At 59.2% G+C, this 13,786-nt stretch carries 11 protein-coding genes; 5 read left to right on the top strand and 6 right to left on the bottom strand.

The window, feature by feature from the left end; all coding sequences use genetic code 11:
* Positions 1 to 109: 109 nt before the first annotated feature.
* Positions 110 to 541: a CBS domain-containing protein gene (locus MK6180000_RS05060; RefSeq protein ID WP_138933746.1), complete on the bottom strand. Its 432-nt coding sequence runs from the start codon at positions 539 to 541 to the stop codon at positions 110 to 112.
* A 70-nt stretch (positions 542 to 611) separates the two neighbouring features.
* Positions 612 to 1,508: a LysR family transcriptional regulator gene (locus tag MK6180000_RS05055; RefSeq protein WP_138933745.1), complete on the bottom strand. Its 897-nt coding sequence runs from the start codon at positions 1,506 to 1,508 to the stop codon at positions 612 to 614.
* A gap of 102 nt (positions 1,509 to 1,610) precedes the next feature.
* Between MK6180000_RS05055 and MK6180000_RS05050 the strand changes: the two genes are divergently transcribed.
* The 5 genes from MK6180000_RS05050 (at position 1,611) to MK6180000_RS05030 (ending at position 7,999) form a co-directional block, all read left to right on the top strand.
* Positions 1,611 to 3,113 (top strand): CoA-acylating methylmalonate-semialdehyde dehydrogenase, encoded by a 1,503-nt coding sequence (locus MK6180000_RS05050; RefSeq protein ID WP_138933744.1) that lies wholly within the window; start codon positions 1,611 to 1,613, stop codon positions 3,111 to 3,113.
* A 147-nt stretch (positions 3,114 to 3,260) separates the two neighbouring features.
* Complete coding sequence (locus MK6180000_RS05045; protein WP_138933743.1) at positions 3,261 to 4,394, top strand: carboxylate-amine ligase; 1,134 nt, start codon at positions 3,261 to 3,263, stop codon at positions 4,392 to 4,394.
* A gap of 125 nt (positions 4,395 to 4,519) precedes the next feature.
* Positions 4,520 to 5,392 (top strand): 3-hydroxyisobutyrate dehydrogenase, encoded by an 873-nt coding sequence (gene mmsB / locus MK6180000_RS05040; RefSeq protein WP_138933742.1) that lies wholly within the window; start codon positions 4,520 to 4,522, stop codon positions 5,390 to 5,392.
* A gap of 109 nt (positions 5,393 to 5,501) precedes the next feature.
* Positions 5,502 to 6,602: an AI-2E family transporter gene (locus tag MK6180000_RS05035; RefSeq protein WP_138933741.1), complete on the top strand. Its 1,101-nt coding sequence runs from the start codon at positions 5,502 to 5,504 to the stop codon at positions 6,600 to 6,602.
* A gap of 134 nt (positions 6,603 to 6,736) precedes the next feature.
* Positions 6,737 to 7,999, top strand: a complete 1,263-nt coding sequence (locus tag MK6180000_RS05030; RefSeq protein WP_138933740.1) for a sensor domain-containing phosphodiesterase — start codon at positions 6,737 to 6,739, stop codon at positions 7,997 to 7,999.
* A gap of 13 nt (positions 8,000 to 8,012) precedes the next feature.
* On the opposite strand, the gene uvrA is transcribed toward MK6180000_RS05030, so the two are convergent.
* The 4 genes from uvrA to MK6180000_RS05010 all read right to left on the bottom strand — a co-directional run bounded on the left by uvrA (position 8,013) and on the right by MK6180000_RS05010 (position 13,678).
* Positions 8,013 to 10,895: an excinuclease ABC subunit UvrA gene (uvrA, locus tag MK6180000_RS05025; protein WP_138933739.1), complete on the bottom strand. Its 2,883-nt coding sequence runs from the start codon at positions 10,893 to 10,895 to the stop codon at positions 8,013 to 8,015.
* A gap of 97 nt (positions 10,896 to 10,992) precedes the next feature.
* Positions 10,993 to 11,553: a methyltransferase domain-containing protein gene (locus MK6180000_RS05020; protein WP_246040436.1), complete on the bottom strand. Its 561-nt coding sequence runs from the start codon at positions 11,551 to 11,553 to the stop codon at positions 10,993 to 10,995.
* Between the two features lie 14 nt (positions 11,554 to 11,567).
* Positions 11,568 to 12,965, bottom strand: a complete 1,398-nt coding sequence (lpdA, locus tag MK6180000_RS05015; protein WP_138933738.1) for a dihydrolipoyl dehydrogenase — start codon at positions 12,963 to 12,965, stop codon at positions 11,568 to 11,570.
* 128 nt (positions 12,966 to 13,093) lie between these two features.
* Positions 13,094 to 13,678, bottom strand: a complete 585-nt coding sequence (locus MK6180000_RS05010; RefSeq protein WP_138936348.1) for a DUF924 family protein — start codon at positions 13,676 to 13,678, stop codon at positions 13,094 to 13,096.
* Between the last annotated feature and the right edge of the window lie 108 nt (positions 13,679 to 13,786).

The following is a 13,786-nucleotide window of genomic DNA, read 5'->3' as shown; positions in this document are numbered from 1 at the left end:
CATCACGTTGGCATAGCAAAAGACAAGAGTGCATCTAGGCGCGCGCGCCTGCCCGCAACCCTTGGCGTTTTGCGCCTCTATCTGGCCTTTCGCTCCACTCGCGCAGGCGTCAGCGCCCCATAATCATGCCCTGCATTGACTCGTTCTCCATCGCCAACTCCTCCAACCGGGCCTTGACCACGTCGCCTTGCGTGACGATGCCGATTAACTTGCCGTCCTTGACTACCGGCATGTGGCGGAAACGCCCTTCGGTCATCTGCGTCAGCAACTGCTCGCCGGTGTCGGACAGCGCGGCACAAACCGGGTCGCGCGTCATCATGGCGTCCACGGTGTCGGCCAAACACGCCGCGCCCCGTTGTCCCAGCGAGCGAACGATGTCGCGCTCTGACAAGATACCTTCGACGCGCGCGTCCCCTGAAATGATAACCAGCACGCCGATGCGTTTTTCCGCAAGCGTTGCTGCCGCTTCCGACACCAGCGTACCCGGCGCGGCGGTAAACACCGCGTCGCCTTTTGCCTTTAGTATCTGTGCAACCAGCATGATCTGCGCCTCCTGTTACCACTAAATAATTACCCAGCGTAAACAAGGCACGGCATCTGTCAAGCACGCGTCAGTTGCGTGCCTCCAGACGTGCTACCTCGCGGCGCATTCCCGCCGCCAATTCATCAGCGAAACGGCTAAGCCGATCAAGGCGGCGATCGCCCGCATGACGAATCAGGTAAAAGCTGCGTGTGAGGCAGATCTGTTCGGGCAGGACGCGGACGATGCCCCGCCCGAACGGGATTGAAAAATCGTGCATTATGCCAATGCCTGCCGCCTGCCGTATCCAATTGAACTGAACCGAAATCGAATTACTGGCCAACTGGGCAGGCGGCAGCCCGGCCTCGGCCATATAGTCCAGCTCCTTGTCGAATATCATGTCCTGAATATAGCCGACGATGCGATGATCGCGCAGATCATCAACACAGGTAATGGGCGGCGCATTGTCCAGATAGGCACGCGAGGCAACAAGGCTGAGTTTATAGTCCGTCACCTTTTGCACGCTAAGGCGCCCCGCCGATGGCGCGCTGACGGCAATCGCCATATCCGCCTCGCGCCTCGACAGGTTGAAAACACGCGGCAGGGCGACGATCTGCACCTCCAGATCGGGGTTTTGCTTGACGATCTGCGCACAGACCTGTGGCAGTACGAAGTTAGCCGATCCATCGGGCGATCCTAGCCGAATCTGCCCACTTAGCTGCGCGCCCTGCCCCGTTAGATCCTCAAACGCCGCGGTCATCTCCTGCTCGGCGCGGGCCGCGTGGCTCATCAGGCGCTGGCCCTCGTTCGTCAGCGCGTAGCCTTGGGGGGATTTTGCGAATAGCGGTGCCTTCAGCGCCTCCTCCAGCCGCGCGATGCGGCGCCCCACGGTTGCGGGGTCAATTTTCAGAACGCGGCCCGCTGCCGACAGGCTTTCATGCCGTGCGACGGCCAGAAATACTTTCAAATCATCCCATTGCGGCTGCATCAACGCCCCCTTTGCAAAAACGCAAACTAGTCTTTGAGAGATTGCCTCTGTTCGCCTCAATTTTGCAAGGCTATGCTGCGGCAACTGAAATTGGAGGACACCATGACCACCGAACTCACGCACTACATCAACGGCAAGCACGTCAAAGGCACATCGGGCCGTTTTTCGGACGTGTTCAACCCCGCCACCGGCGAAGTGCAGGCAAAATGCCCGCTGGCATCCGTCGAAGAGCTGGACCAGGCCGTCGCTGACGCCGCCAAGGCGCAAGAAGAATGGGGCGCGGTCAATCCGCAGAAGCGCGCTCGCGTGATGATGGAATACGTCCGTCTGATTAACCGCGACATGGACAAGCTGGCCGAGGCGATCAGCCGCGAGCATGGCAAGACGATCCCCGATGCCAAGGGAGACGTGCAGCGCGGCATGGAAGTGATTGAGTTCTGCATCGGCGCGCCACATTTCCTGAAGGGCGAATACTCTGGCAATGCCAGCACCGGCATCGACATTTATTCGATGCGCCAAGCGCTGGGTGTGGTTGCGGGCATCACGCCCTTCAACTTTCCAGCAATGATCCCGATGTGGAAAATGGGCCCGGCGATTGCAGCAGGCAACGCCGTCATCATCAAGCCGTCCGAGCGCGATCCCTCTTGCCCGCTGCTGCTGGCCGAGCTGTGGACCGAAGCAGGCCTGCCCGACGGCATCTGCCAAGTGGTAAACGGCGACAAGGTATCGGTCGACGCGATCATCGACAACGATATGGTCAAGGCCATCGGCTTTGTCGGCTCAACCCCAATTGCGCAGTACATCTATGGCCGCGCCTGCACCAACGGCAAGCGGGCGCAGTGCTTTGGGGGTGCCAAGAACCATATGATCATCATGCCCGACGCGGACATGGATCAGGCGGCCGATGCCCTCATTGGCGCGGGCTTTGGTGCGGCGGGCGAACGCTGCATGGCGATCTCGGTCGCTGTTCCGGTGGGCGACGAGACGGCAGACCGCCTGATCGAAAAGCTGGTTCCGCGCATCGAGGCGCTGAAGGTGGGCCCCTACAATTCAGACACCGAAATGGACTACGGCCCCGTTGTGACGGCGGCCGCCAAGGAGCGTATCTTGGGCCTGATCCAGTCCGGTGTTGACCAAGGCGCCGAGCTGGTTGTCGATGGCCGCAACTTCAACATGCAAGGCTACGAGGACGGCTTCTTTGTGGGCCCTCACTTATTCGATAAAGTCACGCCTGACATGGATATCTACCAGCAAGAGATCTTTGGCCCCGTCCTGACGACGATCCGCGCAGGCAGCTACGAGGAGGCGCTAAAGCTGGCGTCCGATCATGAAATGGGCAACGGCACCGCGATCTTTACCCGCGACGGCGACGCTGCGCGCGATTTCGCAAGCCGTGTGAACGTCGGTATGGTCGGGATCAACTTTCCCATCCCAGTGCCGCTGGCGCATTACACCTTTGGCGGGTGGAAGAAATCGGCCTTTGGCGATCTTAACCAGTACGGCCCCGACGCGTTCAAGTTCTATACCAAGACCAAGACCGTGACGTCGCGCTGGCCCTCGGGCATCAAAGAAGGCGGCGAGTTCCACTTTAAACTGGCTGACTGACACCGAAGTATCAGAACGCCCGGGGCCTATCGCGCCGGGCGTTCGCACTACCGATAGCCTTCGAACGCTATGGCTAAGAAAACTAGATTTTTCTTGGCATCGCGGGCCACCTGCGCTTTGCTGTATGTCCCGAACAGGAGGCGCACCATGGCAGAGCCGCAGCCCGACTTTACCATCGGCATCGAAGAGGAATACCTCCTCGTTGATACCGAGACGATGGCGCTGACCGAGGCGCCCGAAGCGCTGATGGATGCCTGCCGCACCAAATTGCAGGATCAGGTCAGCCCCGAGTTCCTGAATTGCCAGATAGAAATCGGGACCAAGGTTTGCAGGACCATTTCCGAGGCCCGCGACGATCTGCGCCACTTACGCACATGCGTTGCGCGCGAGGCGGGCAAATTCGGACTCGCGCCCATCGCGGCGTCTTGTCATCCGTTTTCAAACTGGCGCGAGCAAAAACACCGCGACAAGGATCGCTACAACGACCTGTCCGCCGATCTGGCGGGCGTCGTGCGGCGGATGCTGATCTGCGGGATGCATGTCCATGTCGCCGTCGGTGCGCCCGACCGGCGGATCGATATCATGAACCAGCTCAGCTATTTCCTGCCGCATCTGTTGGCGCTCAGCTGCTCTTCGCCGTTCTGGCAGGGCTATGATACCGGGCTGGACAGCTACCGCCTGACCGTGTTCGACAACCTGCCGCGCACCGGGCTGCCGCCACGCATGTCCAGCTTTGGTGAATACGAACGCGCGGTCAGCGCGCTGACCGATTTGGGCGTGATCGAGGACGCCTCAAAAATCTGGTGGGATCTACGCCCATCGTCGAAATACCCCACCATAGAATCGCGCATCTGTGACGTGCAGCCCCGGATGGAGGACGCGCTGACACTGGCGGCTCTTACGCAGGCCCTGTCGCGGATGCTGTGGCGGTTGTCGGTCAAAAACCAGCGGTGGCGCATCTACGAGACGTTCCTGATTTCCGAGAACCGCTGGCGCGCGCAACGCTATGGCGTGCGCGAAGGGCTGATTGATTTCGGCCAAGGAGATATTATCCCGTTCGACGCGTTGGCCGGCGAGATGCTGGAGCTGATTGCCGAGGATGCAGTTCATTTCGGCTCTGCCGCCGAGGTATCGCGCGCGCGCGAGATAGCCGCAAACGGCACCAGCGCCGACCGCCAGAGGCGCGTCTATCGCAAAGCGCTGGACAAGGAGGGGGACAGCGACGCCGCACTGCGCGCAGTCGTCGCGCATCTCATCGACGAATTCCACGCCGACCTCTAGAGCGCCGGACAGACAAGTACCCCCCCCCGGCGCAATTCCCGCAGGATTGGCCGTAGGCTGCCATTGAACCTGCCCGCCGGATGACGATACTCTGGGCTGAAATCACACGCGCGAGAGGGTATGTCATGCAAATCGGATTCATCGGACTAGGCAATATGGGCGGGCCAATGGCTGCCAATCTGGCAGCCGCTGGACATGACGTAGCAGGCTTTGACCCCGCAGGCGTTACCGCAGAGGGCGTCACTTCTGCCGCCAGCGCCGAGGATGCAGCCAGAGGGGTCGATGTTGTCATCACCATGCTGCCAAATGGCGATATTCTACGCAGCGTTGCGGCACAGATCATCCCTGTCATGGCCAAGGGTGCCGTCTTTCTGGATTGCTCGACCGTCGATGTGACCAGCGCCCGCGACGTAGCGGCGCAGGCCCAAGACGCGGGCCTGTCGGCGCTAGACGCGCCCGTATCGGGCGGCACTGGCGGCGCAGCAGGCGGCACGCTTACCTTCATGGTCGGCGGCGATGAGGCAGGATTTGCCACCGCCAGCCCCCTCTTTGAGATTATGGGGCAAAAGGCTGTTCATTGCGGCCCGTCCGGCAATGGCCAGGCCGCCAAGATCTGCAACAACATGATCCTTGGCACGACAATGATCGTCACCTGCGAGGCCTTCGCGCTGGCCGACAAGCTGGGGCTGGACAGACAGGCGATGTTCGATGTGGTCAGCACGTCGTCGGGCTATAGCTGGTCGATGAATGCCTATTGTCCCGCGCCGGGCGTCGGCCCGAAATCACCTGCTGACAACGACTATACGCCCGGCTTTGCCGCCGAGTTGATGCTCAAGGACTTGGCCCTCGCCCAGCAGGCCGCCGAAGCGGTTAACGCAGACACGCCGCTCGGCACTGCCGCGCGCGCGCTCTATGCGCAATTCGTTGAGGAGGAGGACGGCAGGGGCCGCGATTTCAGCGCGATGCTGCCGAGGCTGGCAGCCCGCAGTCGCAGCTAACTCGCTTATTGAGCGTTAGACCTCTCGATTTGCGCGATAGCCGGAACTTATTGGGCCAATGATGTGTTAGGCACCATGAGCGCATTACGCTCTTGGGGGATTTAAGGACGTGCAGGCACAAAAACGTATTTATGTGCCGCTGGTCGGCCTATTTTTAATTGTGCTGGTTGCGGCGTTAATATTGGCTGCGAATTTCTTGATTCCCGTGACTGCGGCGATACTCTCATACTTTGTCTTTAGCCGCCCCCGGCGCACGCTGGCGCGGTGGGGCCTTCCGAACATGCTAATCGCGACGCTGTTTACCTCCATTCTGTTTGTCGGGGTAGGCATCGCCATCGCGTGGTTTGCGGAACCCGTGGCAACCCTGATCGACGATATGCCCAGACTTTTGCAGGAAATGCAGGGCAAATTAGGTGACAGCAACGGAACGATTTCCAAGGTTAATGAGGCGGCCAAGGCCATAGACGACGCAGTGTCAAACGCCAGCGCCGAGCCCGCAATGGAGGTCGCAGTTGTCTCTAACTCATCGACGTCGATGACGATCATGACGATGGCGCCCAAGGTGTTAGGCCAAGTAATCTTCGCGATCTTTTTGACCTTTTTCCTCATCGGCTCAGGTGACTTTTTCGCCCTGCGCACGGTCGAAAGCCTGCCCAAATTGAAGGACAAGCGCCGCGCCGTCGAAATCATCAGGACCATTGAGGACCGCCTGAGCCGTTATCTGGGCGGTATCGCGATCATCAATGCGCTGCTGGGCGTATCTATCGGTGCGGCCATGTATTTTTGGGGTGTGCCGAACGCCATCGCCATCGGTGTCATGGCATTCGCCCTAAACTTCGTGCCGTTTCTGGGGGCCATCGCGGGCGCCAGCATCGCGGCGCTGGTTGCGTTCGTATCGTTGCCGACAGGGTGGGAGGCGATCGGCGTTTTCGCGACTTATATGGCCCTCACCTCGATTGAGGGGCAGTTGGTCACGCCGGTCATGATCGCCCGCCGTATGCAGCTAAACACGCCGATCCTCTTCCTGATTGTCGCCTTCTTTGCCTATATTTGGTCGGTCGTTGGCATGGTCGTGGCCGTGCCGGTACTAATCGTAGCCAAGATTGTCTGCGACGAAATTGACGGCCTCAAGTCGGTGGGGCATTTTCTGGGCGATAGCAGCGTGCGCGAGGCAAAGCCCAAAAAGATGCCCGAGGCGGCGTCCAAGTAGCGCAATACGTGTGCCGTTCTGCATTTTCCTAAAATTCTCTGCGTTATCTGGATCTGTGAGAGGCAATCAGTAAGCCGTTCATAATGTCGATCGGCATAGGCTGCAGGCAGAACAGCTTTTGCAAAGGTTCCGCAATGCCTCACAAAGACATAGACGTCCCCCTTACACTCCCAGCTATTACGGGCCTCGCATCCTCCGGCGGGGACGAGACGGTGAACTCTGCGCTGGAATTTGTGCGCACTCATCTGGGGATGGAGGTGGCTTATCTATCCGAATTCGTCGGCGACAATCTGGTCTTTCGCGCGGTCAGTGCGCCGGGGTTTGAGGAATTGGCCTTTGTCGGCGGCACTATGCCGCTAGATCAGGTCTATTGCAGCCATATTCTGGCCGGGCGCCTGCCCGAACTGATCCCCGACACCGACGACGAACCGCTATGCGCCCAGATTGCACTAACAGCGGCAATTCCGATCAAAAGCCATGTCAGCGTGCCGATCCGCCGCCCCGACGGCAGCGCATATGGCATGTTTTGCTGCCTCAGCCGCACAGCCAAGCGTGACCTGACGCCCCGTGACCTGGAGGTGATGCGCGCCTTCGCCGGCGTTTCAGCCGAACAGGTAAACAGCAAGATGGCTGAGCGCATTGCCCATGACAGCACGTTTGGCGTCATCAACACGCTCCTGACCTCGCGCGATTTTGACGTGGTGTACCAGCCCATAATGGACGCCGCCGCGCGACGCCCCAAAGGTTTTGAGGCATTGTGCCGCTTTCGCGGGCAGCCCTACCGCCCCCCGAACCTGTGGTTCGACGATGCGGACACGGTAGGCCTGCAAATAGATCTAGAGATCTGCGTGATCGAACAGGCGCTGCGCGCGCTCGACCACCTGCCGCCCAGCGTCTATGTCGCGGTAAATGCCTCGCCGGGTACTGTCGCGTCCGGAAGGCTGTCAGCTACGTTCTCACCATGGCCAGCCGAGCGCATCGTCCTGGAAGTGACAGAGCACTCGATGGTCGCCGACTACGATGGCCTCCTGTCGCAACTGGATGTACTGCGTTTTCGTGGTGTCCGGCTGGCTGTGGACGATGCAGGCGCAGGCTATTCGGGCCTGCAACATATCGTGCGACTACATCCCGACATCATAAAGCTGGACATCTCGCTGACCAGCCGCATCGACGAGGATGTTGTGCGCAGATCGTTGGGCGCCGCGCTGGTGCGCTTTGCGGTCGAGATTGGCGCAGCGATCGTGGCCGAAGGAATCGAAACCGAAGGCGAGTTGACCACATTGCACGAACTGGGCGTGCCACTTGCGCAAGGCTACTTCCTAGGTAAACCCGCCGATCTGGCGACCGCGATGGCATGGTTCGACGACGGTCGCGCGCAGGCAGACCTCTCGGCCTGACCGCGCGCGCCTCTTACTCCGCCGCGACCTTACGAGGCTGCAACATCGGCCCAAGGTAATGACCCGTATGACTACGCGGCTCGGCCGCCACCTGCTCGGGCGTGCCGACAGCCACAACCTCGCCGCCGCCATCACCACCCTCTGGCCCAATGTCGATGATCCAGTCCGCAGTTTTGATAACGTCGAGGTTATGTTCAATCACGATCACAGTATTTCCGCTGTCTACGAGCTCGTGCAGCACCTCTAGCAGTTTCTTGACGTCCTCAAAGTGCAGTCCTGTTGTCGGCTCGTCCAAGATATACAACGTCCGTCCGGTACTGCGCTTGGCCAGTTCCTTGGACAGCTTGACACGCTGCGCCTCGCCGCCCGATAGCGTCGTCGCCTGCTGGCCGACCTTTATATAGCCAAGGCCGACACGCACCAGCGCATCCATTTTTTCACGGATGCTGGGAACAGCAGTAAAGAACGTTTGCGCATCTTCAACCGTCATATCAAGAACGTCGGCTATACTCTTGCCTTTAAAGCGAATTTCCAGCGTTTCGCGGTTATAACGCGCGCCTTGGCACGTCTCGCATGTGACATAAACATCGGGCAGAAAATGCATCTCGATCTTGATGACGCCATCGCCCTGACACGCTTCGCAGCGCCCGCCTTTGACGTTAAAGCTGAACCGCCCCGGCTTATACCCTCGCGCCTTTGACTCGGGCAGATTGGCAAACCAGTCGCGGATCGGTGTGAATGCACCCGTATATGTCGCCGGATTGGACCGCGGCGTTCGCCCAATGGGGCGCTGGTCGATGTCGATGACCTTGTCAAGATGCTCTAGCCCTTTGATCGTCTCGCAGGGGGCTGGCGTCTGACGCGCGCCATTTAGTTGCATTGAGGCAGTTTTGAAGAGCGTTTCGATGGTCAGCGTCGATTTGCCCCCGCCCGACACGCCCGAAACGCACACGAACCTGCCCAAGGGGAATTCGGCAGTGACGTTTTTCAAGTTGTTGCCGGTCGCCTTGACGACCTTCAGCTTCTTGCCATTACCATTTCGCCGCTTGGCCGGAACAGAGATCTCGCGCACGCCCGACAGATATTGCCCCGTGATCGAGTTTGGGTCGGCGGCTACTACCGACGGGATGCCGTGGCTGACCACCTGCCCGCCATGCACGCCCGCACCCGGGCCTATGTCAAAGACGTAGTCGGCCTCGCGGATCGCCTCTTCGTCATGCTCGACGACGATCACCGTGTTGCCCTGATCACGCAGGTTTTTCAGCGTTTGCAGCAGGCGGTCATTATCGCGCTGGTGCAGGCCGATGGACGGCTCGTCCAGTACATAGAGAACCCCGGTCAGGCCGCTGCCAATCTGGCTGGCCAGACGGATACGCTGCGACTCCCCGCCCGACAACGTTCCCGCGTTGCGGCTAAGCGTCAGGTATTCGAGGCCAACGTTATTCAGGAACCCCAGCCGCTCGCGGATTTCCTTGAGGATCGCGCGAGCGATTTCGTTCTTTTGCTTGCTCAACTTTTCGGGCACTTCCGTCACCCACGCCAGCGCCTCGCGGATCGACATCTGCACGACCTGTCCCACATGCAGCCCCGCGATTTTGACCGCCAATGCCTCCTCGCGCAGGCGGAATCCCTCGCAAGCCCCGCAGGAGCGATTGTTCTGATATCGCTCGAATTCCTCGCGCACCCACGCGCTGTCGGTCTCGCGATAGCGGCGCTCCATGTTGGGGATGACACCCTCAAAAACGCGGGACACGTTATAGACGCGGCCGCCCTCGTCATAGCGAAACGCTATTTCCTCATCACCCGATCCACGTAGGAAAACCTGCTGCACCTTGGCAGGCAGATCCTTCCACTTGGTCTTTTGATCGAACTCGTAGTGGTTGGCGATTGCCTCAATCGTTTGCAGGAAATAAGGGCTCTTGCCCTTGCGCCACGGGGCCAGCGCGCCGTCATAAATCTTTAGGTTCTGGTCTGGTACTACCAGCCGTTCGTCAAAGAAAAGCTCGACGCCCAGACCATCGCAGACCGGGCAGGCCCCGAACGGCGCGTTGAAAGAAAAGAGCCGCGGCTCAATTTCGGGGATGGTGAAGCCACTAACCGGGCAGGCAAATTTCTCGGAGAACGTCATGCGCTCGGGCGTGCCCGGCTCTTCTTCGCCCTCTGAACCCGGTTGCTCTGCGATCTCCAGCACGGCGATACCATCAGCGAGGTCCAGCGCGGTGCGCAAGCTGTCCGCAAGCCGCGTCTCCAGCCCCTCCTTGACCACAAGACGGTCAACCACAACGTCGATATCGTGGCGAAATTTCTTGTCCAGTGTTGGCGGCTCATCCAGGTCGTAGAACTCACCATTCACTTTGACCCGTTGAAAGCCGTTCTTGCGCAGCTCAATAAACTCTTTGCGGTATTCGCCCTTGCGGTCGCGCACGATGGGGGCCAGCAGGTAGGCGCGCGTGCCCTCATCCAAACCCATGATACGGTCGACCATATCCTGCACCTGCTGCGCCTCGATCGGCTTACCGGTGGTGGGCGAATAGGGCGTGCCAGCGCGGGCGAATAGCAGGCGCAGATAGTCATAAATTTCCGTCACTGTGCCAACGGTCGAGCGCGGGTTCTTACTAGTGGTCTTTTGCTCAATGCTGATTGCGGGTGACAGCCCACTGATATGATCGACGTCAGGTTTCTGCATCATATCAAGGAATTGGCGCGCATACGCCGACAGCGATTCGACATAACGGCGCTGGCCCTCGGCATAGATCGTGTCAAAGGCGAGGCTGGATTTACCCGACCCTGACAGGCCAGTGATAACCACCAGTTGGTCGCGCGGAATATCCACGTCAATGTTTTTAAGGTTATGCTCGCGCGCGCCGCGCACTTCGATATTCTTCAGCTCAGCCATGATGCCCCCGCAAGTTCAATCTTAACAGATAGTGTATGCGTGGCGTCCTTCCAACCCATTATGGCGAACAAATAATGAACGCTGCAAATGCAGTGCGTCAGACCTTTTGGGCAAGGGCCCACGCGCAGATCGGATAGTCGGGATCATTGGCCAGATCATCTGTCTTCGGGTCATAATCTGGCGGCCATTTTGCCTCTAGATTGCGGGCAGCAGCACTGCGATTGCCCCATTGCTCGGCCCGGATGTGCGCCGGATCAAACCCCGCCTCGACCAGCAGATTGGTCAGGCCGCGTGCCGACCAGCGGCTGCAATCGTGGGGCGAGGCGTGGTAGCGCACGAAAAACGGCACGGCCACCCAGAAGTATCCGCCCATACGCAGCATCCGCAACACATTGCGCGTGGCAGTATAAGGCGAATCCAAATGCTCCCACACTTGGTTGGCCAGGATGATATCGAATTTGCGAACCAGCCCATCCGCATCCACATATGGACCCTCACAGATGTCATGCTGGGGATAGCGAAAACGTTCGTAGCTTTGAAAATCGTATCGCCGCCCGTTCTTTCCTGAAATTTCGGCCGCATCCATGGTGGCTAATGGCAGCGCCTCAAGCCACTCGCGCGAAGTGCGCTGCATCACGATCCGGTTGAGAGACGGCACGCGGCCCGCCTGCCCTACATGTGGATGACGCGGTCGTAGGCGTCCAAAACGCTTTCGTGCATCATTTCGCTCAAGGTAGGATGGGGGAAGACGGTGTTAATCAGGTCCTCTTCGGTCGTCTCCAACTGGCGGCCAACGACGTAACCCTGAATCAGTTCTGTCACTTCGGCGCCAATCATGTGTGCGCCGAGCAACTCACCGGTTTTGGCGTCAAAGACGGTTTTCACCATGCCTTCTGCCTCGCCCAGCGCGATGGCCTTGCCATTGCCGATAAAGGGGAAACGGCCGACCTTGATGTCATATCCCAGTTCCTTCGCCTTTGCCTCGGTGTAGCCGACGGATGCGATTTGGGGGTTGGAGTAGGTGCAGCCAGCGATGCTGGTCGCCTTGACCGGATGGGGATGCTTGCCTGCGATCAGTTCGGCGACCATGCTTCCTTCGTGGCTGGCCTTGTGCGCGAGCCACGGAGCGCCCGCGATGTCGCCGATGGCATAAAGGCCCTCGACCTCAGTGCGGCAATATTCGTCGGTCAGAACATGCGTGCGGTCAATCTTGACTCCCAACTCCTCCAGCCCGAGGTTTTCGACATTGCCGACGATACCCACAGCGGAAATGACAGTGTCAAAGTCCTGCTTCTCAACCTTGCCATTCGCCTCAATGTGAGCCGTCACCGTGCCCTTGCCGCGATCCAGCTGTTTGACAGCGGTTTTTTGCAGGATAGTCATCCCCTGCTTCTCAAACTGCTTTTTCGCGAATTTTGAGATTTCGGCATCCTCGACCGGCAGGATGCGATCCATCACTTCGACCACGGTCGTTTTGGCGCCCAGTGTATTGTAAAAGCTGGCAAATTCCATACCGATTGCGCCCGATCCGATAATCAGCAGATTTTTCGGCATACGGGGGGGGACCAGCGCGTGTTTGTACGTCCACACCAGATCGCCATCAGCCTCAAGGCCGGGCAACTCGCGGGCGCGGGCGCCGGTGGCGAGGATGATATGCTTGGAAGTCAGTTCCTCGTCATCACCCTTGTCCATCTTGACAGCGACCTTACCCTTAGCAGGTAGATGAGCTTCGCCGCGGAACACGTTGATCTTGTTCTTCTTCATCAGATGACTGATGCCGTCAGACAACTGCTTGGCCACCCCGCGCGAGCGTTTGATCACGGCGTCCAGATCGTAATCGACCTTTTCGACCTTCAGGCCAAACTCCTTGGCGCGGTGCATCAAGTGGAACACCTCCGAGCTTCGCAGCATCGCCTTGGTTGGGATGCAGCCCCAATTGAGGCATATGCCGCCCATATGCTCGCGTTCAACAATTGCGACGCTCAGACCCAACTGCGCGCCGCGAATGGCGGCGACATAGCCACCGGGGCCTGCGCCGATCACGATCATGTCAAAGGATTTGGGGGCCATGTGCATCTCCGAAAGGCTAATTATAGTTCAATGCTAAACCAACCTGCGAACATGCACAACGTATCACACGGATGCAAAACGCCGCGCCCGTTACGGGGCGCGGCGCGGCTTCACAGGCGGCCTGTAGGTCAGGCGGCGTCCTTGTGCTGAAGTTGGCGCAACGTGTGGCCATAGGCGCCAGCGTTCAGATACGCCACTTCCTGCGATGTCGATTTGCGGCCCAGCGCATCGTTGCGATAGGGGAAGCGCCCAAACTGGCGGATCACCTCGCGGTGCGCCCGCGCATGAAGCAACTGGCCAGTCCCGGTTTCGGGCATCCGGTCACAGATCAGACGAATACAGCGCTCCTGATCGCACAGGTTCTCTGAGTGCATCAATGGCAGATAAAAGAACTGGCGCGCAGGCTCGTCGATTGCCATGTCCCACTTGCGCCCGATCGCCGCCTTTGCGGCGGCGACAGCATGGCGGTCAGTGGCAAAGGACGCGCCGTTTCCTCGGAACATGTTGCGCGGCATCTGGTCCATCAAGATGATATATGCCAGCGTTCCTGCCGGATACGTCAGCCACAGGCCAAACGTGCCTTCACGCGCTTTGCGCCATGCATCCTCGAATTTGTCCCGGATTTCGGCGTCGAGCGCTTTGGTAGGCGCATACCAGCCCTTCTCGCCCACATCATCCAGCCAGAACTTCAGTACTTCCTCTGGTGCAGTCACGGGTTCGCTCCTCATGTGCCTGTCTGCCTTGATTTCATGTTGCGCCATGTCGGCGCTAATGAATAGTAAAGTATTGCTTCAAATGCGACATTTCGCTCACGCCAATGA

The sequence above is a fragment of the Roseovarius arcticus genome (assembly GCF_006125015.1).
Taxonomy (GTDB): Bacteria; Pseudomonadota; Alphaproteobacteria; order Rhodobacterales; family Rhodobacteraceae; genus Roseovarius; species Roseovarius arcticus.
Note: the sequence above shows the minus strand (reverse complement) of the source record. Positions and strands in the feature narration are given on the sequence as shown.